This is a genomic window from Amycolatopsis sp. WAC 01376 (genome assembly GCF_003947415.1).
Taxonomy (GTDB): domain Bacteria; phylum Actinomycetota; class Actinomycetes; order Mycobacteriales; family Pseudonocardiaceae; genus Amycolatopsis.
Genome location: NZ_QHKL01000003.1, coordinates 590417 through 612066 on the forward strand (window position 1 = coordinate 590417; position 21650 = coordinate 612066).

General features: G+C 68.0%; 21 protein-coding genes and 1 tRNA gene. 11 read left to right on the plus strand and 11 right to left on the minus strand.

All coding sequences use genetic code 11. The features are described from left to right. Nucleotides 1–25 precede the first annotated feature (25 nt). Nucleotides 26–646, minus strand: coding sequence for a bifunctional 4-hydroxy-2-oxoglutarate aldolase/2-dehydro-3-deoxy-phosphogluconate aldolase (gene eda / locus DMH03_RS19560; RefSeq protein WP_125785355.1), 621 nt, complete (start codon nt 644–646; stop codon nt 26–28). Then, nucleotides 643–2532 carry a phosphogluconate dehydratase gene (gene edd, locus DMH03_RS19565; RefSeq protein WP_125793446.1) on the minus strand — a complete coding sequence of 630 codons (1890 nt, stop codon included), beginning with the start codon at nt 2530–2532 and terminating at the stop codon, nt 643–645. The genes eda and edd overlap by 4 nt, the downstream gene beginning before the upstream one ends. A 263-nt stretch (nt 2533–2795) precedes the next feature. On the opposite strand from edd, the gene DMH03_RS19570 reads away from it, so the two are divergent. From DMH03_RS19570 to DMH03_RS19590, 5 genes are all read left to right on the plus strand, one after another. Then, nucleotides 2796–3083 carry a hypothetical protein gene (locus DMH03_RS19570; protein WP_016332714.1) on the plus strand — a complete coding sequence of 96 codons (288 nt, stop codon included), beginning with the start codon at nt 2796–2798 and terminating at the stop codon, nt 3081–3083. Then, nucleotides 3080–3910: a hypothetical protein gene (locus tag DMH03_RS19575; protein ID WP_125785357.1), complete on the plus strand. Its 831-nt coding sequence runs from the start codon at nt 3080–3082 to the stop codon at nt 3908–3910. The genes DMH03_RS19570 and DMH03_RS19575 overlap by 4 nt, the downstream gene beginning before the upstream one ends. 51 nt (nt 3911–3961) lie before the next feature. Beyond that, entirely contained in the window at nt 3962–5878 is a 1917-nt protein-coding gene (locus DMH03_RS19580) for a fumarate reductase/succinate dehydrogenase flavoprotein subunit (RefSeq protein WP_125793447.1), read from the plus strand. Further along, nucleotides 5875–6627 (plus strand): succinate dehydrogenase/fumarate reductase iron-sulfur subunit, encoded by a 753-nt coding sequence (locus DMH03_RS19585; RefSeq protein WP_125793448.1) that lies wholly within the window; start codon nt 5875–5877, stop codon nt 6625–6627. The genes DMH03_RS19580 and DMH03_RS19585 overlap by 4 nt, the downstream gene beginning before the upstream one ends. A 711-nt stretch (nt 6628–7338) precedes the next feature. Beyond that, nucleotides 7339–7410, plus strand: a tRNA-Glu gene (locus tag DMH03_RS19590). Nucleotides 7411–7557: 147 nt separating this feature from the next. Here DMH03_RS19590 and DMH03_RS19595 read toward each other — a convergent pair. From DMH03_RS19595 to DMH03_RS19620, 6 genes are all read right to left on the minus strand, one after another. Continuing rightward, the gene (locus DMH03_RS19595; RefSeq protein ID WP_125793449.1) at nt 7558–8001 is read right to left on the minus strand and encodes a class I SAM-dependent methyltransferase; all 444 of its coding nucleotides are present in this window, start codon (nt 7999–8001) and stop codon (nt 7558–7560) included. A gap of 148 nt (nt 8002–8149) precedes the next feature. After that, a complete protein-coding gene (locus DMH03_RS19600; RefSeq protein WP_125793450.1) occupies nt 8150–8377 on the minus strand; it encodes a hypothetical protein in 228 nt (75 codons plus the stop codon). 815 nt (nt 8378–9192) lie between these two features. After that, a complete protein-coding gene (locus DMH03_RS19605) occupies nt 9193–10062 on the minus strand; it encodes an amino acid ABC transporter permease (protein ID WP_125793451.1) in 870 nt (289 codons plus the stop codon). Then, nucleotides 10059–10706, minus strand: a complete 648-nt coding sequence (locus DMH03_RS19610) for an amino acid ABC transporter permease (protein WP_125793452.1) — start codon at nt 10704–10706, stop codon at nt 10059–10061. Before DMH03_RS19610 ends, DMH03_RS19605 begins: the two co-directional genes overlap by 4 nt. A gap of 85 nt (nt 10707–10791) precedes the next feature. Beyond that, nucleotides 10792–11709, minus strand: coding sequence for a glutamate ABC transporter substrate-binding protein (locus tag DMH03_RS19615; protein WP_125793453.1), 918 nt, complete (start codon nt 11707–11709; stop codon nt 10792–10794). A 56-nt stretch (nt 11710–11765) separates the two neighbouring features. Further along, nucleotides 11766–12494, minus strand: a complete 729-nt coding sequence (locus DMH03_RS19620) for an amino acid ABC transporter ATP-binding protein (RefSeq protein WP_199746565.1) — start codon at nt 12492–12494, stop codon at nt 11766–11768. A gap of 396 nt (nt 12495–12890) precedes the next feature. Between DMH03_RS19620 and DMH03_RS19625 the strand changes: the two genes are divergently transcribed. Next, nucleotides 12891–13580, plus strand: coding sequence for a response regulator transcription factor (locus DMH03_RS19625; protein WP_199748980.1), 690 nt, complete (start codon nt 12891–12893; stop codon nt 13578–13580). A 4-nt stretch (nt 13581–13584) separates the two neighbouring features. Continuing rightward, nucleotides 13585–14994 carry a HAMP domain-containing sensor histidine kinase gene (locus DMH03_RS19630; RefSeq protein WP_125793455.1) on the plus strand — a complete coding sequence of 470 codons (1410 nt, stop codon included), beginning with the start codon at nt 13585–13587 and terminating at the stop codon, nt 14992–14994. Here DMH03_RS19630 and DMH03_RS19635 read toward each other — a convergent pair. Beyond that, the gene (locus DMH03_RS19635; protein WP_125793456.1) at nt 14984–15895 is read right to left on the minus strand and encodes a TAXI family TRAP transporter solute-binding subunit; all 912 of its coding nucleotides are present in this window, start codon (nt 15893–15895) and stop codon (nt 14984–14986) included. The two genes, DMH03_RS19630 and DMH03_RS19635, sit on opposite strands and share 11 nt — an antisense overlap. A gap of 16 nt (nt 15896–15911) precedes the next feature. On the opposite strand from DMH03_RS19635, the gene miaB reads away from it, so the two are divergent. Then, entirely contained in the window at nt 15912–17426 is a 1515-nt protein-coding gene (gene miaB / locus DMH03_RS19640; protein WP_199748938.1) for a tRNA (N6-isopentenyl adenosine(37)-C2)-methylthiotransferase MiaB, read from the plus strand. Then, complete coding sequence (locus tag DMH03_RS19645; RefSeq protein ID WP_125785367.1) at nt 17423–17884, plus strand: hypothetical protein; 462 nt, start codon at nt 17423–17425, stop codon at nt 17882–17884. Before miaB ends, DMH03_RS19645 begins: the two co-directional genes overlap by 4 nt. Here DMH03_RS19645 and DMH03_RS19650 read toward each other — a convergent pair. Both DMH03_RS19650 and DMH03_RS19655 read right to left on the minus strand, forming a co-directional pair. Continuing rightward, nucleotides 17881–18339: a hypothetical protein gene (locus tag DMH03_RS19650; RefSeq protein WP_125793458.1), complete on the minus strand. Its 459-nt coding sequence runs from the start codon at nt 18337–18339 to the stop codon at nt 17881–17883. The genes DMH03_RS19645 and DMH03_RS19650 overlap by 4 nt on opposite strands. Nucleotides 18340–18510: 171 nt before the next feature. Further along, entirely contained in the window at nt 18511–19824 is a 1314-nt protein-coding gene (locus tag DMH03_RS19655; RefSeq protein ID WP_125793459.1) for a DUF349 domain-containing protein, read from the minus strand. A 235-nt stretch (nt 19825–20059) separates the two neighbouring features. On the opposite strand from DMH03_RS19655, the gene DMH03_RS19660 reads away from it, so the two are divergent. Both DMH03_RS19660 and miaA read left to right on the plus strand, forming a co-directional pair. Then, nucleotides 20060–20749 carry a class III extradiol dioxygenase subunit B-like domain-containing protein gene (locus DMH03_RS19660; RefSeq protein ID WP_125793460.1) on the plus strand — a complete coding sequence of 230 codons (690 nt, stop codon included), beginning with the start codon at nt 20060–20062 and terminating at the stop codon, nt 20747–20749. Beyond that, a complete protein-coding gene (miaA, locus tag DMH03_RS19665; RefSeq protein ID WP_199748939.1) occupies nt 20746–21648 on the plus strand; it encodes a tRNA (adenosine(37)-N6)-dimethylallyltransferase MiaA in 903 nt (300 codons plus the stop codon). The genes DMH03_RS19660 and miaA overlap by 4 nt, the downstream gene beginning before the upstream one ends. The last annotated feature ends 2 nt before the right edge of the window (nt 21649–21650 follow it).

The following is a 21650-nucleotide window of genomic DNA, read 5'->3' on the forward strand; positions in this document are numbered from 1 at the left end:
GCGAAGGTGGCCTTCACGACACGGATCAGAGCTTCGACGCCTCCGCCGCGAAAGCCTCGATCTTCCCGAAGTCCTTGGCCGCCAAGGCGTCCTTCGGGGTCAGCCACGAACCGCCGATGCAGCCCACATTGGACAGTGCGAGGTAGTCCGGCGCGGTCTTCACGGTGATCCCGCCGGTGGGGCAGAACCGCAGCCCTGGCAGCGGCCCGCCGATCGACTTCAGGTACGCCACGCCGCCGCTGGCCTCGGCGGGGAAGAACTTCAGCGCGGTCAGCCCGCGTTCGGCCAGCCGCATCGCCTCCGAAACCGTGCTCGCGCCCGGCAGGAACGGGAGCCCGGTGTCGAACGCCGCGTCGAGGACCGAGTCGGTGCAGCCCGGGGTCACCAGGAACTTCGCACCGGCGGCGGCCGCCTGCTTGGCGTGTTCGGGGGCGGTGACCGTCCCGGCGCCGATGACGATCTCCGGGACCTCCGCGGCGATCCGCTCGATGGAGGCGAGCGCCGCCGGGGTGCGCAGGGTCAGCTCGATCACGCCGATCCCGCCCGCGAGGAGGGCCCGCGCGGTGGGCACGGCGTCGGCGGCGTCGTCGAGCACGACGACGGGCATCACGGGGGACAGGCCGAGCAGGTCGGCGCCGGTGGTCACTGGGTTACCTCCACAGGGGTCAACGTGTGCGCCGGAGCGCCGAAGTGTTCCGGCGTGAGCGGTCCGAACACGCTCGCGCCTTGATCGGCGGGGCCGACCGCGCGGCGCAGCGCCGCGAACAGCTCCCGGCCGGTGCCGGTCCAGGATGCCTCCGAAGGCGGGGAGTCCACCAGTTCACGGCGGGCGAGTTCTTCGTCACCCACGAAGACGTCGAGCGTCCCGGCCTTGGCGTCGAGACGGATGACGTCGCCGTCGGCGATCCGCGCGATCGGGCCGCCCGCGGCGGCTTCCGGGGTCACCTGGATCGCCGCCGGGATCTTCCCGGACGCGCCCGACATCCGGCCGTCGGTGAGCAACGCCACCTGGTGCCCGCGGTCCATCAGCACCCCCAGCGCCGGGGTGAGGCCGTGCAGTTCCGGCATCCCGTTGGCCTGCGGGCCCTGCTGCCGGATGACCACGACGACGTCGCGGTTCAGCTCGCCGGCCTCGAAAGCGTCCTTGAAGGACTTCTGGTCGGTGAACACCCGCGCCGGGGCCTGGACGATCCGGTGCTCCGGCGCCACCGCCGACACTTTGATCACCGCGCGGCCGAGGTTGCCCGCGACCATGCGAAGCCCGCCGTCGGAAGCGAACGGCCGCCATACGGGACGCAGGACGTCCTCGTCGAGGCTGCGCGCCGGGACGTCGCGCCAGACCAGTTCGCCCTCGGAGAGGATCGGCTCCTGCCGGTACCGGTGCAGACCCGGTCCGGCGACGGTCCGGACGTCCTCGTGCAGCAGGCCGGCGTCGAGCAGCGTGCCGACCAGGAACTGGATGCCCCCGGCGGCGTGGAAGTGGTTGATGTCGGCGCTGCCGTTCGGGTACACGCGCGCCAGGAGCGGGATCACCGCCGACAGGTCGGAGAAGTCGTCCCAGGTCAGCTGGATACCCGCGGCCGCGGCGATCGCGACGAGGTGCATCGTGTGGTTGGTCGAACCGCCCGTGGCGAGCAGCGCGATGACGCCGTTGACGACGGCCTTCTCGTCGATCACGCCGGAGATCGGCGTGTACTCCTCGCCCCGCGAAAGCTTCACCACGCGGCGTCCGGCCTCTTCGGTGAGTGCCTTCCGCAGCGGCGAGTTCGGCTGCACGAAGCTGGCGCCCGGCAGGTGCAGGCCCATCACCTCGACGACCATCTGGTTCGAGTTGGCCGTGCCGTAGAAGGTGCACGTTCCCGCCGAGTGGTACGAAGCCGCTTCGGCGTCCAGGAGGTCTTCGCGAGTGGCCTTGCCCTCGGCGTAGAGCTGGCGCACGCGCGCCTTCTCCTTGTTCGGCAGGCCGGAGTTCATCGGCCCGGCGGGCACCAGGATCGCCGGGAGGTGTCCGAAGGACAGCGCACCGATCAGCAGGCCCGGCACGATCTTGTCGCAGACGCCGAGCAGCAGCGCCGCGTCGAACATGTCGTGGGAGAGCGCGATCGCGGTCGACATCGCGATCACCTCGCGGCTGAACAGCGACAGCTCCATCCCGGGACGGCCCTGGGTGACGCCGTCGCACATCGCGGGCACGCCACCGGCGAACTGCGCCACCCCGCCCGCCTGACGCACCGAGCCCTTCACCATCGCCGGGTACTCCTGCATCGGCTGGTGCGCCGAAAGCATGTCGTTGTAGGAGGAGACGATCGCGACGCCCGGCGCCCGCACGGCGCGCAGTGCCGCTTTGTCGACACCCTCCATCGCGGCGAAGCCGTGGGCGAGGTTGCTGCAGTCGAGGCCGCGCCGCATCGGCCCTTCTTCGTGGGACGCGGCGACACGCTCGAGGTACGCGGCGCGGGTTTCGGCGCTGCGGGCGGCGATGCGTCCGGTGACTTCGGCGATGATGGGGTGGACGTTCGGGGCGGTGCTCATTGTCCGGCTCCGGATCACTGGTCGTGGTGGTCCGCGGGACGGCAACGCTGACGCCGCTGGGTCGTGACAGTGGCCACAGTACCTCGGGGGAAAGCGCGAATCAAAATCGATACAGAAGATCGACTCGCGTGACCTCCATCACGTCACTAGGTTCCACTGTGCTACTTGTCACATTGCACAACGCGCGGCAGAGTCGAGACGGCGAGGATCGCTTGCCTTCGAAGGCTCAAGCGGCCAACCGAACCGACCATCGGGAGGTACCGATGTCCACCACAGAGATCGCCGAGCTTCGGCGAGCCATCGGTCAGTTGAGGCAGTGCGTCGGCGCGCTGCGATCCCGATACGGCGACGCCTCGGCGGTACGACGCCTGGCGAACGACGTCGAGCGGCTCGACATCGACGCGACCGATCTCGACACGACCCCGAACGCGGTGCCCGCGCAGGCGAAGGCCGCCGATCGTGTCCAGGTTCCCGACACGCCTTACGACCCGGCGCTGTGGCAAGGCGCCGATGACGAAGGCGTCGGCGGCTACAAGCGCGACCAGCGGTGAGCGCCCCCGCCGGCAACGAGGCCGGACGGGGTACGGGGGTCCGCGCACCGTCGCGGGCCCGGATCACCGAGAAAACGCTGCGCACCGACCGGTGGTGGCTTTCCCCGCTGCTGACCGTCCTCGGCCTCTCCGCCTTCATCATCTACGCGACGATCAGGTCGTTCGTGCGCACCGCGTACTGGGTGCCCGAGTACCACTACCTGACGCCGTTCTACTCGCCCTGTGTCTCGGAATCCTGCGTCGAAGGCTCCCGGCATTTCGGGGCCTGGTTCGGTGAACTGCCGGGCTTCATCCCGCTCGGCTTCCTCGTCCTGCCATTCCTGCTCGGCTTCCGGCTGACCTGCTACTACTACCGCAAGGCGTACTACCGCGCGGTCTGGTTCTCGCCGCCCGCGTGCGCGGTCGCCGAACCGCACGCGAAGTACACCGGTGAGACCCGCTTGCCGTTGATCCTGCAGAACGTCCACCGCTACTTCTTCTACGTGGCCGTGGTCGTCTCGCTGGTCAACACCTACGACGCGATCACCGCGTTCCACGGCAAGACCGGCGGGTTCGGTTTCGGGCTCGGCAACATCGTGCTGCTCGGCAACGTGATCCTGTTGTGGGCCTACACGTTGTCCTGCCACTCGTGCCGTCACGTGACCGGCGGCAGGCTCAAGCACTTCTCGAAACATCCGGTCCGCTACTGGATCTGGACGCAGATCACGAAGCTCAACACCCGGCACATGGCGCTGGCGTGGACGACGCTCGGCACGCTCGTGCTGACCGATCTCTACGTGATGCTCGTGGCCAGCGGGGCGATTTCGGATCTGCGGTTCATCAACTAGCGGCGCGGGAATCTCCCGTCCCCGGCGACAAGCTTTGAGGTGGCTCTTTCTATGACCGAGGTCGAACGGCTCAACTACGACGTGGTGGTGATCGGGGCAGGCGGCGCCGGTCTCCGCGCGGTCATCGAAGCCCGTGAACGCGGCTTCAGCGTCGCGGTGGTGTGCAAATCGCTGTTCGGCAAGGCGCATACGGTGATGGCCGAAGGCGGCTGCGCGGCGTCGATGGGCAACGCGAACTCGAACGACAACTGGCAGGTGCACTTCCGCGACACCATGCGTGGCGGGAAGTTCCTCAACAACTGGCGGATGGCCGAGCTCCATGCGAAGGAGGCGCCGGACCGGGTCTGGGAACTGGAGACCTACGGCGCGCTGTTCGACCGCACCGCCGACGGCCGGATCAGTCAGCGCAACTTCGGCGGGCACACGTATCCGCGGCTGGCGCACGTCGGCGACCGCACCGGACTCGAACTGATCCGCACGATGCAGCAGAAAATCGTTTCGCTGCAACAAGAGGACTTCAAGGAGACCGGCGACTACGAGGCGAGGATCAAGGTCTTCGCCGAATGCACGATCACCGAGCTGCTGACCGACGACGGCCGGATCTCGGGTGCCTTCGGGTATTGGCGCGAGAGCGGCCGGTTCATCCTGTTCGAGTCGCCGGCGGTGGTGCTGGCCACCGGCGGCATCGGGAAGTCGTTCAAGGTCACCTCGAACTCGTGGGAGTACACCGGTGACGGGCACGCGCTGGCGCTGCGGGCCGGGGCGACGCTCATCAACATGGAGTTCGTCCAGTTCCACCCGACGGGCATGGTCTGGCCGCCGAGTGTGAAGGGGATCCTGGTCACCGAAGGCGTCCGTGGTGACGGCGGGGTTCTCAAGAACACCGACGACAAGCGGTTCATGTTCTCCTACGTCCCCGACGTGTTCAAGGGGCAGTACGCGGACAGCGAGGAAGAAGCCGACCGCTGGTACACCGACCAGGAGAAGAACCGCCGCACCCCGGACCTGCTGCCGCGGGACGAGGTCGCGCGCGCGATCAACACCGAGGTCAAGGAGGGCCGGGGGTCGCCGCACGGCGGGGTCTTCCTCGACATCGCCAGCAGGCTGCCCGCGGAGGAGATCCGCAAACGGCTGCCGTCGATGTACCACCAGTTCAAGGAACTCGCCGACGTCGACATCACGAAGGAGCCGATGGAGGTCGGCCCCACCTGTCACTACGTGATGGGCGGGATCGAGGTCGACCCGGACACCGCGTCGTCGAGCGTGCCGGGGCTGTTCGCCGCGGGCGAGTGCTCGGGCGGGATGCACGGTTCGAACCGGCTCGGCGGCAACTCGCTTTCGGATCTGCTCGTCTTCGGCCGCCGCGCGGGACTCGGTGCCGCGTCCTACGTGTCGGAACTGAAGGATCGCCCCAAGGTCGATCAGTCCGATGTGGACGCCGCCGCGGCGATGGCGCTCGCGCCGTTCGACCCGCCGGGTGACGGTGTCGAGGAGAATCCGTACAGCCTGCACACCGAACTGCAGCAGTCGATGAACGACCTCGTCGGCATCATCCGGAAATCGGAGGAGATCGAGCGGGCGCTGGAGAAGCTCGGGGAACTGCGCGAGCGGATCAAGCGGGTCACCGTCGAAGGTCACCGGCAGTTCAACCCCGGCTGGCATCTCGCCGTCGACCTGCGCAACATGCTGATGGTCAGCGAATGCGTGGCGCGGGCCGCGTTGCTGCGGACCGAAAGCCGGGGCGGGCACACCCGCGACGACCACCCGGGCATGGACGCCCAGTGGCGCAACAAACTCCTGGTCTGCTCGGCCACGCCGGGCGACAACCCGGTGGTGCCGGAAGTCGGCATCGAGGTCAAGGAACAGACCCCGCTGCGGCAGGATCTGCTGGAACTGTTCGAACTCTCCGAGCTGGGGAAGTACTACACCGACGAAGAACTGGCCTCGCACCCCGGGAGCCCGGCATGAGCTACAAGGCGAGTTTCCGGGTGTGGCGCGGCGACGCCGACTCCGGTGAGCTGAAGGACTACAGCGTCGAAGTCAACGAGGGCGAGGTCGTCCTCGACATCATCCACCGGTTGCAGGCCACCCAGGCCTCGGATCTGGCGGTGCGGTGGAACTGCAAGGCAGGCAAATGCGGTTCGTGCTCGGCGGAGATCAACGGCAAGCCGCGGCTGCTGTGCATGACCCGGATGTCGACCTTCACCGAGGACGAGGTCATCACCGTGACGCCGATGCGGACGTTCCCGGTGATCCGGGACCTGGTGACCGACGTGTCGTTCAACTACACCAAGGCCCGCGAGATCCCCTCGTTCACGCCGCCGCCGGAGCTGAAGCCGGGGGAGTACCGGATGCAGCAGGTGGACGTCGAGCGCTCGCAGGAGTTCCGCAAGTGCATCGAGTGCTTCCTGTGCCAGAACACCTGCCACGTGGTGCGTGACCACGAGGAGAACAAGGAGTCCTTCGCCGGGCCCCGGTACCTGATGCGGATCGCCGAACTCGAAATGCACCCCCTCGACGTCGCCGACCGGCGGGACTCGGCGCAGGAGGAACACGGGCTTGGCTACTGCAACATCACCAAATGCTGCTCGGACGTGTGCCCGGAAGGCATCCACATCACCGACAACGCGCTGATCCCGATGAAGGAACGCGTCGCGGACCGGAAGTACGACCCCATCGTATGGCTGGGGAACAAGCTGTTCCGGCGGGACAAGTAGTCGCCTCTCGTGAGTGGTAAGGACGGCTCTAACCGTCCTTACCACGTAGCTTGAGGTGATCTTGGACGGGGTTTTGATCGCAAGTGGCGACGGTTGCCGCAGGTCAAGCGCTCGGTTGCCCTGGCCGACGGGATCCGGCACGCCCCAGCGTCCACTGTGGACACAATTCGATGACTGAATGCCTGATTGATGCCGAAATGGGCGGTTCTTTCAAGGGGTCGTGAGTGGCAAAGGTCGTTCTAACGCTCATTGCCACTCACGACCCCCGCTCGCAGCTGTGCAAAGCACCCAAATCGGGCACCTTGATCCGGACTGGCGTCCCGTGTGGACAGTCGCGCCTCGGGGCCACTGTCGGTGACTTGTCCGGCTTGATCGAGCAGGCCGGCAGCCGCTCAAGATCAACTTAAGCTACGTGGCATTGGGTTCTAACCGTCCTTCCCGCTCATGAGCTTTTATTCGTTTGCCCCCGCTCACCCGCCTGTCGCACACTTACCGCACACCGACCGAGGAGGACGCATGACGCGACGTTGTTACGCCATGGCCCTTGGTATGGAAGAGAAACACGGCTCCCCGCCGTCGTACTAGCACGACGTCGCACTGTGGAGCCGCCCTTCGGGAAACCGAACCGGGCGGCTTTTTCTTTCGGTGAACCCTGACTTCTGGAACGAAGCAGTCCGGTGCGCGTGCGTGCCGGACTGTGTTCCAGGCCAAGGCGCGTTGGTCCAGCGGAAGGGATACCGGGTTTTCACCCCGGTGACGTGGGTTCGACTCCCACACGCGCTACGCCCCGGCACGGCGGGGAAACCTGTTCCGTCGTACCGGTGCGGCGGTGTGGGGCCCGTGTGCCCCATACCGCCAGACGCGCACGGTCCGGCGACCGGCCGGGATTCATAGCCCCGGCCAGCCTGGCTCGACACCAGGGTGCGCGACTCAGGACACTTTGCGGGCGCTGTGCACGTCGCCGCTCTCGTGGCGATGCAGCACGATGTCCTGGAAGCCGTTGTCGCGCAAGCCTTCTTCCAAGGTGAGCCCGTTGGTGGCGACGGCAACGAGCAGCCCGCCCGTCACGAGGCTCGCGGCGATGCGGCCCAGAGGGCCGGAAGAGTCCAGGAAAGCCAGGACGATGTCGAAGGCACCCATCACCGGCAACCGGGCGAGCTGGTGGACCTCGTAGGAGATCCCGACGGGGTCGCGTTCCTCTTCGCGCTGGGCGGCCGCGATCAGCGTCTGATCCGCGTCGACGCCGACCACGCGGCGTGCGCCCTTTTCGCGGAACAAGCGTGGATAGCGGCCATCGCCGCACCCGACGACCAGGACCGACCTGCCCGCCAGGTCCGGCAGTGCTTCGAGCAGCGTTGCGGCCTGGTCCGCCATACGGCCGACGCTAGCCGACGCGGCACCGTCCTGACAGGACCAAGAGGCCTATCTCAGAGCGCGCGAAGGCCCCTTCCTGCGCCTAAGGGTAAGGAGGAGGCCTCAGAGAGCCGGCCCGCATGTGATAGCCGAGCGTCTACTCTCACGATCACTTGGACCAGTGGTACCACCATTTCTGGTTGTCCTCCATGAAGCAAGGCCAGGTCTGGTATCCCTTGACATCATGCCAGTAGCGGTTGTTTTCGCAGCTGTCCCAGGTCTCGAATGGTCCAAGGAGGCCACTGGCCTCGGTGGTGTCGACACTTGCCGACGCGACTCCTGCCAGGGAAATCATGCCAACCGCAATGGACGCGACGGTCACCGAAAGACGTTTCATCAAAACCCCCATAGTCGCAAAAGTTTCTCTGTCCGAGCGGACAGTCGAAAGTTACCCCCATTTTATGTGAAGATCATTCCGCTGATTGGGTGATGTCCCGGTTGACTATTACGGCGGCGTTTGACGGACTCAATTCGTCGTATTTCCTGATTTTTCAGTGTGGTTCGCTACGGATTTCGGCGAGCGGCCGATCGCGGGCGGTCGTTCGGCACCGTGGCCTGCTCCAAAGGATCCAAGGTCCGGTGAGGGCCCGCCTGAAGGGGCATGGGGGCGTGGACAAGGTGATCATCCGTTCGGAGGTATGGAGGCGTCTGCGGGAGCGGTACTACTTGAAATTGATTTCGCGAGTATTGCTCCTGAGGGGAAGGCTCTGTGATGCGTAGATCTTTCGGCACTTTATTGGCTGCACTGGCAATGATCGCGGCAGGCGTGATTTCGGCGCCGGTGGCGAATGCTTCTCCGGAAACGTTGCTTTGGTCCTGTGGTTCATCGTGGAATCCGTACGACCCTGAGCAGGGCAGTGGTGCGGCCTGGTCATCGTGTTCCTCGGATGCGCCGGCGTCGCTGCGTCATCGCGTAGGTATCTGGTGCAATGGTAACGGGCCCTGGTGGGGCTCATGGACCACGAAGGACCGCCTTTCGACGACCTATTGCTCAGGTGGGGAGCGAGCGACGAACTCCGCGGTGGATTTCTACTACTGATTCGAATTCGAGTGTGGCGTGGTCATATCCCGGCAATAGCCGAAAAGGCGAGATGCCCCGCTGCGAGCTCGCAGCGGGGCATCTTGAGAACTATCGGAGGGGTCAGCCTGGCGTCAGGCCGAGGCCGCGGCTCCGAGCCCGGTCTCCTCGGCCTTCTTCTCGTCCAGGTCGATGTGCTTCTTGCTGCGCCGGTTGCGCTTCTCGAGGTACGTCGCCAGCGCTGTCAGCAGGAGGCACAGGCCGACGTAGATGCCGGTCGCGACCAGCGTCGACGGCACGATCGGGCGGCCGAACTCGCCCTGCGTGCCGATGTAGCGCGCGTAGTACAGCAGTTCCTGGAACGTGATGATGAAGCCCAGCGCGGTGTCCTTGAGCAGCACGACCAGCTGGCTGATGATCGTCGGCAGCATCGCACGGATGGCCTGCGGCAGCAGGACCGTGAACATCACCTGGGTCTTGCGCATGCCGAGCGCGTACGCGGCTTCCGCCTGCCCCTTGGGCAGGGCTTGGATACCCGCGCGGAAGACCTCGGCGAGCACTGAGCCGTTGTACAGGGTCAGGCCGAAGACCACACCGAGGAACGGGGTCATCGGGACGCCGACGGCCGGGAGGCCGAAGTAGAAGAGGAACATCAGGATCAGCGCGGGGATGGCGCGGAAGAACTCCACGATCGCCCCGGAGACACGGCGGATCCAGACGTGGTCGGACAGGCGGCCCGCGGCGAACACGGCACCGAAGATCAGCGCGAGTACGGCGGCGACCACGAACGCCCGCAGGGTCTCGAGCACTGCGTTGAGCAGGTCGATCTGGACCTGCTGGTACTGGAGCCATTCCCACTTGCGCGCGTCGAACTGGCCGGTGTCGTAGAACCGGTAGACGACGAACGCGAGCAACGCGGCGATGGCCAGGACACCGATGACCGCGTAGAGCCGGTGGCGCGTCCGGGCTTTGGGGCCGGGGACGTCGAACAGGACACTGCTCATCGGGCCACGCTCCAGCGCTTCTCCAGGCTCCGCTGGACGAGGGAAAGTACGGCGACCAGGATGATGAAGCCGAGTGCGACCCACAGGAGGCCGATCAGCTGGTTGTCACCCCGCTCGGAAAGGTACGACCGGATCGCGCCGGCCTCGGCGACCGAGAAACCCGCGGCGATCGTGGTGTTCTTCAACAACGCGATCAGGGTGCTGATCATCGGCGGCGCCACCGAGCGCAGCGCCTGCGGCAGGACGATCTGGCCGAGGATCTGGCCGAACGTCAGCCCCAGCGCGCGCCCGGCCTCCGCCTGGCCGACCGGGACGGTGTTGATACCGGATCGGACGACCTCGCAGATGAACGCCGAGGTGTACACGGTCAGTGCCACGACCGCGGCGGTGAAGAAGCTGAGCTTGACGATGTCCAGCAACGGATACGCGAACACGAAGAACGCGAAGACGAGGGTCAGCGGAGTGTTGCGGATGAGGGTCACGTAGGTCGTTCCCGCGGCGCGGAACGCCAGGACCGGACTCACGCGCATCATCGCCAGAATCGTGCCGAAGATCAGGCTGCCGATGGCGGCCCAGATGAACAGTTCGATCGTGGTGAGGAAGAACGGACCGTAGAGGTCCAGGTTGTCGAGCAGGACGTTCATGGAGCCTTTCCCCGCTGCCGTCGACTGGAGGTGGGTGTGGAGCGGCCGGTGAACCCGTCACGGGTCCACCGGCCGCTGGACTACATCAGTACTTCTGGAGGGTGGGCTTCTGCGCGGCCGAACCCGACTTGCCGAGGGTGGCGTCGTAGATCTTCTGCCAGGTGCCGTCGTCCAGCGCCTTCTGCAGGGTGTCGTTGATCTTGTCGCGAAGGACCTTGTCGTCCTTCTTCAGGCCGATACCGTACGGCTCCTTCGAGAAGGTCTTGCCGACGACCTTGAGGGTTTCGGAGTCCTCCGAAGCGAAGCCCTTGAGGATCGCGTCGTCGGTGGTGACGGCGTCGACCTCCTTGGTGGTGAGCTTCTCGACGCACTGCGAGTACTTCTGGAACTCGACGATGTTGCCGGGCTCGGTCAGGTTCTGCTCGCGAATGCGCTGGATCGGGGTCGAACCGGTGACCGAGCAGACCTTCTTGCCCTTCAAGGTCTCCGGGCCGGTGATCGCCGACTCGTCCTTGCGCACCAGCAGGTCCTGGCCGGCTTCGAAGTACGGGCCGGCGAAGGAGATCTGCGCCTTGCGCTTGTCGTTGATCGTGTAGGTGCCGACGTAGTAGTCGACGTCGCCGTTCACGATGGCCTGCTCACGGGCGCCGGAGTCGACCGTCTTGAAGGTGATCTTGTCTTCGCCGAAGCCGAGGCTGGCGGCGACGAGCTTCGCGATCTCGATGTCGAAACCGGTGAACTTGCCGCTCGTCGGGTCCTTGCGGCCGAGTCCGGGCTGGTCGTCCTTGGCGCCGAGGGTCAGCTTGCCCGCGGCCTTGATCTTCGCGAAGGCCGGGGAGCCCGCGAGGTCGACGTTCGTCGCCACCGTGTACTGGGGCAGCTGCGCACCGGCGTTCGCGCCTTCGGAGCTGCCGCCCGGCGAGCTGGGCGTGCCTTCCTTGCCGCAAGCGGTCAGCGCGAGACTGCCGACGAGCAGTCCCGCCGCTAGGGTGCGGATCCTCATGTGAACCTCTCCTGTTTCTTCCGTCGATGCGGCACGAGCCCGCGCCGCGGAAACGCTTAGTGGGTAAGGATCTTGCCGAGGAAGTCCTTCGCCCGGTCGGTCTTGGGCTTGGTGAAGAACTCGTCCGGGGTGGAGTCTTCGACGATCTCGCCGTCGGACATGAAGACCACCCTGTTCGCGGCACGCCGCGCGAAGCCCATCTCGTGGGTGACGACGAGCATCGTCATCCCGTCCTTCGCGAGCGTGGTCATCACGTCGAGGACCTCCTGGACCATCTCCGGGTCCAGTGCCGAGGTCGGCTCGTCGAACAGCATCACCTTGGGGCGCATGGCCAGCGCGCGGGCGATCGCCACCCGCTGCTGCTGCCCACCGGAAAGCTGCGCCGGGTACTTGTCGGCCTGGTTCGCGATGCCGACGCGTTCGAGCAGTTCCATCGCGGTCTTGCGGGCCTCGGCCGAGTTGACCTTGCGGACCTTCATCGGCGCGAGCATGACGTTCTCGACGATCGTCTTGTGCGCGAACAGGTTGAACGACTGGAACACCATGCCGACGTCGGCGCGCAGCGCGGCCAGCGCCTTTCCTTCGGCGGGCAGCGGAACGCCGTCCACCGCGATCTCGCCGGAGTTGATGGGTTCCAGCCGGTTGATCGCCCGGCACAGTGTCGACTTGCCAGACCCGGACGGCCCGAGCACGACCACGACCTGCCCACGCGGCACCTCGAGGTTGATCTCCTTGAGCACGTGCAGGTCGCCGAAGTACTTGTTCACGGCGGCCGCCTTGATCATCGGCGCCGCCACCTCCGCGGTCATCTGGCCTCCAGGAGCGTTCGTTTGCAGGGGACTGCGGGGTCAGGCACCACGCGATGGCGGAAACCTACTCCCGTCGGACCGCTTGTAAAGGCGGCTTGACCAATACTTAGGGTTTCAAGTCCGTATCGTTCCCAAGCCACCGGACGGCCTCGGTCCACCACCGTCCGGCCCTGATCAGCCTAGACAAGGCGGGCGTGCCTCGTAACCGGGGTCACAACAGATCTGTGACGCATCGTGACCATTACCGCCCGCGTCGGGGTGCTCACTGGGCCGGACGGCGCAGTGACACGGGCAGCGCGGAACGTGACTCACCCCATAGAGTCGTTCTTCAGTCGTCGCGGTGGCGGTGACGGCGTGAAAGGGAAAACACGGGTGCGGGTACTGCTGGTGGAGGACGACGACCGGGTCGCGGGTGCCTTGACGCCCGCGCTGACCCGGCGCGGCCTGACGATCAAACGCCTGGCCTCCGGCGCGGGGGTGCTCGATCTGGTGCACGAGGTCGATGTCGTGCTACTCGACCTCGGGCTCCCCGACGTCGACGGGATCGTCCTGTGCCGCCGGATCCGCGCGGTCAGCGACGTGGCGGTGATCGTGGTTTCGGCGCGGGGCGAGGTCGACGACCGGATCCAGGGCCTGCGGTCCGGTGCCGACGACTATCTGGTGAAGCCCTACGACGTCGACGAACTGGTCGCCCGTGTCGAGGCCGTGCGCCGTCGCCGTGGTGAACGCCCGGCCGCGGCCGAACCGCCCGGCGTCATCCGGGCGGGTGATGTCTCGGTGGATATCGGGCGCCATGAGGTGCAGGTCGACGGGCAGCCGGTTTCCTTGTCCCGCAAGGAGTTCCAGGTGCTCGCGCTGGTCGTCTCCGCCCGTGGCGCGGTGTGCTCGCGCGAGCACGTGCTGACCGAGGTCTGGGGTCATCGCGGCCCGGCGGAGAGCCGCTCGCTCGACGTCCACGTCGCCACGCTGCGGACCAAACTGGGCAGGCCCGCGCTGATCGAGACCGTGCGCGGCGTCGGGTACCGCCTCGGCGGCGCCTACGGCCCGGCCGAAGAGGGCTGAGCCGGTGCGCGTCCGGCTCCAGGCGATCGTGCTGACGCTGGTCGCGGCGCTCGTGTTCGGCCTCGGCATCCCGCTCGCGCTCAGCGTGGCGGCCAGTGTGCAGCTCGACCTCTTCCTCGACCGGCTCACCGACACGTCCCGGTTCGCGTCGCTGGCCCAGCGCCCGCTGGTGGAGAACCGGCCGGACCTGATCGAGGACGAACTCCGCCGCTACACCGAGGTCTACGAGGTGCCGGTGGTGATCGCCGATCAGGACGGCGAGTCCGTGGCCAGCGCGCTCGGCGCCCCCGGCCAGGCCGCCCGGATCGACCTCAAGGATCCCGTGATCGCCTCGCATCTGCAGCAGGCGCTGGCGGGGCGGCGTTCCGAGCCAGGGGCGCTGCTGATGCCGTGGAACACCGCACCGCTGGTGCTGGCCGAGCCGATCCTGATCGACGGCGAGGTGCGGGGCGCGGTGATCACCCTGTCCTCGACCGAAAAGGCGCGGACCGAACTGGTGTGGTGGTGGCTGCTCATCGCGGCGGGCGCGGTGCTGGCGTTCGGGCTCGCGCTGCTGGTCGCGGTGCCGGTGGTGCGCTGGATCCTGCGCCCGGTGCGGCGGCTCGACGACGCCACCGGCGCGCTGGTCGCCGCGGTGGTCAGCGGCCGCGAGGTCGAGCGGGTAGGGGAGTCGGGAGGGCCGCCGGAGCTTCGCCAGCTCGAACGGTCCTTCGACCGGATGGCCGCCAGCGTCGACGAGGCGCTCACGGCGCAGCGCGCGTTCGTCGCCGACGCCTCCCATCAGCTGCGGAACCCGTTGACGGCGTTGAAGATCCGGCTCGGCAACCTCGACGGGCACGTCGACGACGACCTGGCCGCGGCAGACCTCGAAGCCGCTGTCGTGGACGCGCGGCGGCTCAACCAGATCCTCGACGAACTCCTTTCGCTGGCCCGCGCCGAGGCCTCGGGCGGCGAGCTGGTGCCCGTCCGCCTCGACGAGGTCGTGGGGGCCCGGGTCGCCGACTGGGCCGTGGTCGGCGCGACGCGGGACGTGTCGCTGGCCGCCTCCGGGCTGGGCGGCGGCTTGCGGGTGCTCACGCCCGCGCGCGGGCTCGAAGTGGTGCTGGACGCGCTGCTGGACAACGCGCTCAAGTTCACCGAGCCCGGCACGGAGGTCCGCGTCACCGTCACCGTCACGGACGGGAAGGTCGACATCGCCGTCCGCGATCACGGGCCCGGCCTGCGCGACGACGAACTGGAACGCGCGGCGGACCGGTTCTGGCGCAGCACCGCGCATCAGAACGTGCCCGGCTCCGGCCTCGGCCTGGCGATCGTCACCGAGATCATGGCCCGTTCGGACGGTTCGCTGCGGCTGGGCTCACCCGAGGACGGCGGCCTCGAAGTGACCGTGACCCTGCCGGTCGCTAATCCTTGAGCGCTCTGAAATAGCGCAGCGCGCCCGGGTGCAGCGGCAGGGGAGAGGTCTCGATGGCGGGATGGACGTCGATCGACAGCGCCGCCCCGGCCGCTTTGACCAGCTGATCCCGTGCGTCGAACAGCCCGCGCACCAGCGCCTCGGCGACGTCGTCGGACATCGAAGCGGGCACCACGAGGAAGTTCGGCAACACCAGCGTGGTCACCGGCTCCGACAGGTTGTAGGCCGTCACCGGGATGGTCGCCGTGCGGTACACGGGACTGGTGGCCCGCAGGGCGTCCGCGAGGTCGGTGATGTCGAGCAGGCGCAGGCCGACCGTCCGCACCCGCTCCGTGATCGACGGTGTCGGCACCCCGCCGGACCAGATGACGGCGTCGATCTGACCGGTCTCCAGCGCGGGCAGCGCCTCGTTGATGCCGAGGTTGCGCTGGTCGATCGCGCCGGTCAGGCCCGAGGCCTTCAGCAACTGCTTCGACAGGAACTCGACACCGGAGTCCGGCGAACCGATCGCGACCTTGCGCCCGCGCAGCTGGGCGAACGACTTGACCGACGAGTCGGCGCGGACGATGACGTGCAGGTAGTCGTCGTGCACGCGGGCCAGCGCGGCCAGCCCGGCCGTGTTCTCGGTGGCGACGTCGGCGGCCACGAACGCGACGTCGGCCTTCCCCGCGCGGATCCGGCCGATGTTGTCCGGGGACCCCTCGGTCTCCAGGATCTCGGGCCGGTCGGTGTCCAGCTGCGCGGCCCACGCGTCGGCCAGTGCTTCGGCGAGCTTGTCGTACACGCCGCCGTTGAGGCCCGCGGCGATCCGCACCCGCGTCCCGGACAGATCCGGCCCGCACCCGGCGACCAGGGCACAGACCACGGCGATCACCGCCGCCAGCACCCCTGGTCTCCTCATGAGGGTCGATCGTGCCATGGAACCCCGCCCGCGTACCCTCGAAGGCGAGATGAGCGCGCGCACTTACCAGATCCGCACCTTCGGCTGCCAGATGAACGTGCATGACTCCGAACGTCTTGCCGGGCAGCTCGAGGACGCCGGCTACGTTCCGGGTGACGGCGAGGCCACACCCGACCTGATCGTGTTCAACACCTGCGCGGTGCGGGAGAACGCGGACAACAAGCTGTACGGCACCCTGGGGCATATCCGGCCGCAGAAGACCGCTAAGCCGGGCATGCAGATCGCCGTCGGCGGCTGCCTCGCGCAGAAGGACCGCGGCGAGATCGTCAAACGCGCGCCCTGGGTCGACGTCGTGTTCGGCACGCACAACATCGGCTCGCTGCCGACGCTGCTGGAACGCGCGCGGCACAACGCCGAGGCCGAGGTCGAGATCCTCGAAGCGCTCGAAACCTTCCCCTCGACGCTCCCGGCTCGCCGCGAGTCCGCGTACGCGGGCTGGGTGTCGATTTCGGTCGGCTGCAACAACACCTGCACCTTCTGCATCGTCCCGGCGCTGCGCGGCAAGGAACGCGACCGCCGTCCCGGCGAGATCCTGGCCGAGGTCGAGGCGCTCGTCGCCGAAGGCGTGCTCGAAGTGACCCTGCTCGGCCAGAACGTGAACTCCTACGGCGTCGAATTCGGCGACCGGCTCGCGTTCGGGAAGCTGTTGCGCGCCTGCGGTTCGGTGGAGGGCCTGGAGCGCGTCCGCTTCACCTCGCCGCATCCCGCCGCGTTCACCGAGGACGTCATCGACGCCATGGCCGAGACGCCGAACGTGTGCCACCAGCTGCACATGCCGCTCCAGTCCGGTTCGGACAAGGTGCTGCGCGAAATGAAGCGGTCCTACCGTTCGGCGCGTTACCTCAAGATCCTCGACCGCGTGCGCGAGTCGATGCCCGACGCCGCGATCACCACCGACATCATCGTCGGTTTCCCCGGCGAGACCGAGGAAGACTTCCAGGCCACGCTCGACGTCGTCGCGCAGGCGCGGTTCTCCAGCGCGTTCACCTTCCAGTACTCGATCCGGCCGGGCACGCCCGCCGCCGAGATGGACGGGCAGCTGCCGAAGGAGGTCGTGCAGGAGCGCTACGAACGGCTCGTGAAGCTGCAGAACGACATCTCCTGGGAAGAGAACAAGAAGATCGTCGGCCGCCGCGTCGAGTTGCTGGTCGCCTCCGGCGAGGGCCGCAAGGACTCCGAAACGCACCGGATGAGCGGCCGTGCCCGTGACGGCAGGCTCGTCCACTTCGCGCCGACGGGACCGCTGGTGGACCGCTCCGTGCGTCCGGGCGACGTCGTCGAGACCGTGGTGACCTACGGCGCTCCGCACCACCTCGTCGCCGACGGCGATCTGCTGTCGCACCGCCGCACCAAGGCGGGCGACAACTCCGAGGCCGGAATCCGGCCGAAGACCAACGGCGTGACGCTGGGCCTGCCGGGCTTCGGCGCCCCGGCCGTCACGCCGGAACCGGTGAGCGGGTGTGCGCTGTGACCGAACCGAAGATCGACGAACTCGCGGCCGAAATCGACGAGGTCGGCGAGCGGGCCGCCAAGACGATCGAGCTGGGCAGGCGCGGATTCTCCATCGCCGTGCTCGCGTTCGTGCTGCTGGTCGCCCAGCTGCTGCCCTGGGTCGGCGAGCACGCCGGCTGGGAGGTGCTGCTCGGCAAGGGCGGCGGGATCCCGCAGCTGTTCGCCGCGACCTCCACCGGGATCGGCGTGTTCGCCTCCGCCGTCACGCTGGTGACCCGGCGCTGGTGGCTGGCCTGGGTCTGCGCCGCGGGCGGCTGGTTCGCCTCCGTCGACGGGATGCTCGCGATCTGGTCCCAGCAGTCCTCGCACGCGACCGGCGCGGCCGGTGGCGGCCCGGGCTTCGGAATGATCCTCGCCTGGTTCGCCACCGTCGCGCTGGCCGTCTACTGGATGCGTGCCGCCTTCTCGCGGAGCTAGCCGACGCGCAAGGTGAGGTTGCTGGACGTGTAGGCGCTCGCGTAAAGCGTCGTTTCGGGGTGGTAGGCCCGCAGCGTGATCACCGCGCTGAAGGAGAAACTCAGCTTCAGGGAGAACGTCGAGTTGGGACGGCAGGTCGTGTCGGCGATGTTCACCCAGACACTTCCTTGAAGCTGCTGGACGATGATCGCCTCGAGGCTGTCGGTCCCGTCGGTACGGGCCCCGTCCTCGGCCCGCAGGCTCCCCTTGAGGGTCACCTTTTCGTTGACCTTGACCTGTTTCTTGCTCAGCGAGGCGTCGAGCTTGACCTTCTTCTTGCCTGCTTCGGAAGAGGCGGGGACCGGTGCGGGAGCGCCGATCGCCGATGCGGCCGGGGCGAGCCCGGCCACCAGAGCACAACTGATCGCCAAGGCGGCGAACGCCCGGCGTACTGGGGGAATCAGTGTCTGGTTCATGATCGAAGTCGACCACGGCTGGGCGCGGAGAGCGCCCGAATACGCACTAATGAGCGATACGTCCCTCCACGGTGGGATGAAGTGACCCCCGCCCGCGAATGCAATGAACGGTCCTTTCCTTGCAAAATTTGCAAGGAAAGGACCGTTCATTGCACGAGAGAGCCCCTAAACCTAACGGTCCGCGATGGCCGCTTCCGCCGCTTCGAGCCACTCACGCCACTGCGCGGCCTGCTCGTCCGCCTTCTTCGCACGACGCTCGTCGCCCGCCGCACGCGCTTTCGCCGCCTGCGACTCGAACTGCTCGACCCGCTCGCGGAACTGCGCCGCCCTGGCCTGCGCCTCGGGGTCGGTCCGCCGCCACTTGTTGTCCTCGGCCGACTTGATCGCGTCCTGCACGGCCTTCAGCCGGCCGTCCAGCTCGCGGATGCGCTCGCGCGGAACCTTGCCGATCTCGTCCCACTGGTCCTGGATGCGCCGCATGTGCTGCTTCGCCGCTTCGAGGTTCGCCGCGGGGTCGATCTTCTCGGCCTCGACGAGCAGCTGTTCCTTCTGCTGAGCGTTGGTCGCGAACTCGGCGTCCCGCTCGGAGAACACCGAGGACCGCCGTGCGAAGAACTTGTCCTGCGCCGCGCGGAAACGCTGCCAGAGCGCCTCGTCGCTGTCCTTGGGCGCGCGGCCGGCGGCCTTCCACTCGGTCATCAGGTCCTTGTAGCGGCCCGCCGTGTCGCCCCAGTCCTCGGATTCCGAGAGCGCCTCGGCCTCGGCGATCAGTTCTTCCTTGCGGTTCTTGGCACCCGCGCGCTGCTTGTCGAGCTCGGCGAAGTGCGAGCCACGGCGGCGGTTGAACGCCTCACGGGCCTTGGAGAACCGCTTCCACAGCTCGTCGTCGGTCTTGCGGTCGACGCCCTTGACGGTCTTCCACTCGTCCAGGATGGCGCGCAGCCGGTCGCCGGCGGCCTTCCACTGGGTCGACTCCGCGGCGAGTTTCTCGGCTTCGTCGGCGAGGGCCTGCTTGCGCAGGACGGCGGCCGCGCGGGCCTCTTCACGCTCCTGCTTGGCCGCGGCAAGCGCCTTCTCGGCGTGGGCGATGACCTGCTCGATGCGGCCGCCCAGCGCGGCGAGGTCGCCGACGACGGCGGCTTCGGCGAGACCGTCGCGCAGCTGTGTGGCCGTGGCCAGGGCGTGCTTCGGATCGCCGGCGCCGGACTCCAGTCGCGTCTCCAGCAGCTCGACCTCGGTGCGCAGGTCGTCGAAGCGGCGCGCGTAGTGGAGCAGACCCTCGTCCGGGCTCCCGGCCTGCCAGACCCCGACCGCACGTTCGCCGTCGGGCGTGTTGACGTACACCGTTCCTTCGTCGTCGACCCTGCCCCAAGCGGACGGGCTGGGCTCGGCGGGCGGCACGGGGGGTGCGGGATGCCCGCCACCGAGCGCGTGCGGTACCGGGTGCGGTGCCGGGGTACCGGTGGACGTGTTCTCCTGGGCCATCGCAGGCTCCTTATCGCCTGTACGCCCGCTGGCGCGGGCGCCCCGTCTACCGACGGGGCCGGGTAATGCGTTGCCGTCTTGCTTCGGGGGCATCAACCCCTTGCGGCATTCAAGCAGCTCAGCGTCCACCGTGGAACCGGATGAACCACCAGAGGGCAGTGATCCTACTTCCGGTGGACCCTCCGTGTCGGTCGGTTGCCGGTCCCCGAAGGCGGGGAAGGTAACGTCGGCGGCCGTGATCCGCCGTGTCGCCGTGCTCCCGCAACCCCCACTGCTCATTCCCGAACTGGCCGCCGGAGCGGCGGACGAATGCGCCGAGCTGCGCGAAGCCTGTCTTGAGGCCGCGAGGCGGCTGACCAGCGCTTCGCCGGACTGGGTCGTCATCGGTGCGGCCTCGGGCGCGCCCGAAGTGCCGGAACACGCGAGTGGCACCTTCCGCGGATTCGGCGTCGACGTCGGAGTGTCACTCAGCCGGGTGACAGGGCCCGAAACCGAGCTGCCGTTGCCCGCGCTCGTGGCCGGCTGGCTGCGCGAGCAGGGCGGCGCGTCGTCCGTCCGGGTCCACCTCGTCGATCCCGCCGCCCCTCCCGGCCAGTGCGAACAGCTGGGCCGCGAGCTGGGGGAGCACGCCGCGGTGCTCGTCCTCGGCGACGGTTCGAGCAGGCACGGCCCGCGTTCCCCCGGCGGCGAGGACGAACGGGCGGAAGGCTTCGACGCAGGCATCCGCGACGCGCTGGCCAAGGCCGATGCCGGGTCGCTGGCCGCAGTCGACCCGGACTTCGCCGCCGAACTCGGGGCGGGCGGCCGCGCGCCGTGGCAGGTCCTCGCCGGTCTCGCCGCGGACGACGGTTGGACCGCCGAGGTCCTCTATTCGGCCGCGCCGTTCGGCGTCGCCTACCACGTCGCGGTCTGGGAGCACGCGTGATCCGGCCGGTCGCGGTCGTCGGGCCAACGGCGACCGGGAAGACCGCGCTGGCGGTCGAACTCGCCCTCACCCTCGGGGGTGAGGTGGTCAACGCGGACGCGCTGCAGCTGTACCGCGGGATGGACATCGGGACGGCCAAGGCGACCCCCGAGGAGCGGCGAGGTGTGCCGCACCATCTACTGGACGTCCTCGACGTCACCGAGAGGGCGTCCGTCGCCGCGTACCAGCGCGACGCGCGCGCCCGCGTCGAAGAACTGCTCGACGCCGGACGCGTGCCGATCCTCGCCGGCGGGTCCGGTCTCTACGTCCAAGCCGTGCTCGACGACCTCAAGTTCCCGGGCACCGATCCGGACGTGCGCGCCCGGCTGACCGCCGAAGCCGACGAAATCGGCGTCGCCGCGATGCACGCCCGGCTCACCGGACTCGACCCCGTCGCCGCCACGGCCATCCTGCCGACCAACACCCGCCGGATCGTGCGCGCGCTGGAGGTCATCGAAATCACCGGGGAACCGTTCTCGGCGAACCTGCCGAAACCCGGGCCCGCCCGCTACGACACGGTCCTGATCGGCATCGACCGCGAACCCGCCGAACTCGACGCCCGCGTCGACCGCCGCGTGGAGATCATGTTCGAAACCGGGCTCGTAGATGAAGTCCGGACGTTGCTGGGCCGGGGACTCCGTGACGGGCTCACCGCTTCGAGGGCGTTGGGCTACCAGCAGGTGATCGCCGCGATCGACGGCGACGGCGACTTCCAAGCCGCTTCCGAGGCCACCGCGCAGGCCACCCGGAGGTTCGTGCGGAGGCAACGTTCCTGGTTCCGGCGGGACAAGCGCATCCAGTGGTTCGACGGCGGTTCGGAGCGGCTGGCCGAGCGCGTCCTCGAGGTGACGGCCCAGTAGCC

Excerpts from the sequence above, each read along its gene's own strand:
- miaB (WP_199748938.1), top strand. The coding sequence starts at position 15,912 with ATGGAACCCCGCCCGCGTACCCTCGAAGGCGAGATGAGCGCGCGCACT.
- DMH03_RS19655 (WP_125793459.1), bottom strand. The coding sequence starts at position 19,824 with ATGGCCCAGGAGAACACGTCCACCGGTACCCCGGCACCGCACCCGGTA.
- DMH03_RS19615 (WP_125793453.1), bottom strand. The coding sequence starts at position 11,709 with ATGAGGATCCGCACCCTAGCGGCGGGACTGCTCGTCGGCAGTCTCGCG.
- DMH03_RS19585 (WP_125793448.1), top strand. The coding sequence starts at position 5,875 with ATGAGCTACAAGGCGAGTTTCCGGGTGTGGCGCGGCGACGCCGACTCC.
- DMH03_RS19580 (WP_125793447.1), top strand. The coding sequence starts at position 3,962 with ATGACCGAGGTCGAACGGCTCAACTACGACGTGGTGGTGATCGGGGCA.
- DMH03_RS19595 (WP_125793449.1), bottom strand. The coding sequence starts at position 8,001 with ATGGCGGACCAGGCCGCAACGCTGCTCGAAGCACTGCCGGACCTGGCG.
- DMH03_RS19650 (WP_125793458.1), bottom strand. The coding sequence starts at position 18,339 with ATGAACCAGACACTGATTCCCCCAGTACGCCGGGCGTTCGCCGCCTTG.
- DMH03_RS19570 (WP_016332714.1), top strand. The coding sequence starts at position 2,796 with ATGTCCACCACAGAGATCGCCGAGCTTCGGCGAGCCATCGGTCAGTTG.
- DMH03_RS19610 (WP_125793452.1), bottom strand. The coding sequence starts at position 10,706 with ATGAACGTCCTGCTCGACAACCTGGACCTCTACGGTCCGTTCTTCCTC.
- edd (WP_125793446.1), bottom strand. The coding sequence starts at position 2,532 with ATGAGCACCGCCCCGAACGTCCACCCCATCATCGCCGAAGTCACCGGA.
- DMH03_RS19620 (WP_199746565.1), bottom strand. The coding sequence starts at position 12,494 with ATGATCAAGGCGGCCGCCGTGAACAAGTACTTCGGCGACCTGCACGTG.
- DMH03_RS19600 (WP_125793450.1), bottom strand. The coding sequence starts at position 8,377 with ATGAAACGTCTTTCGGTGACCGTCGCGTCCATTGCGGTTGGCATGATT.
- DMH03_RS19635 (WP_125793456.1), bottom strand. The coding sequence starts at position 15,895 with ATGAGGAGACCAGGGGTGCTGGCGGCGGTGATCGCCGTGGTCTGTGCC.
- DMH03_RS19605 (WP_125793451.1), bottom strand. The coding sequence starts at position 10,062 with ATGAGCAGTGTCCTGTTCGACGTCCCCGGCCCCAAAGCCCGGACGCGC.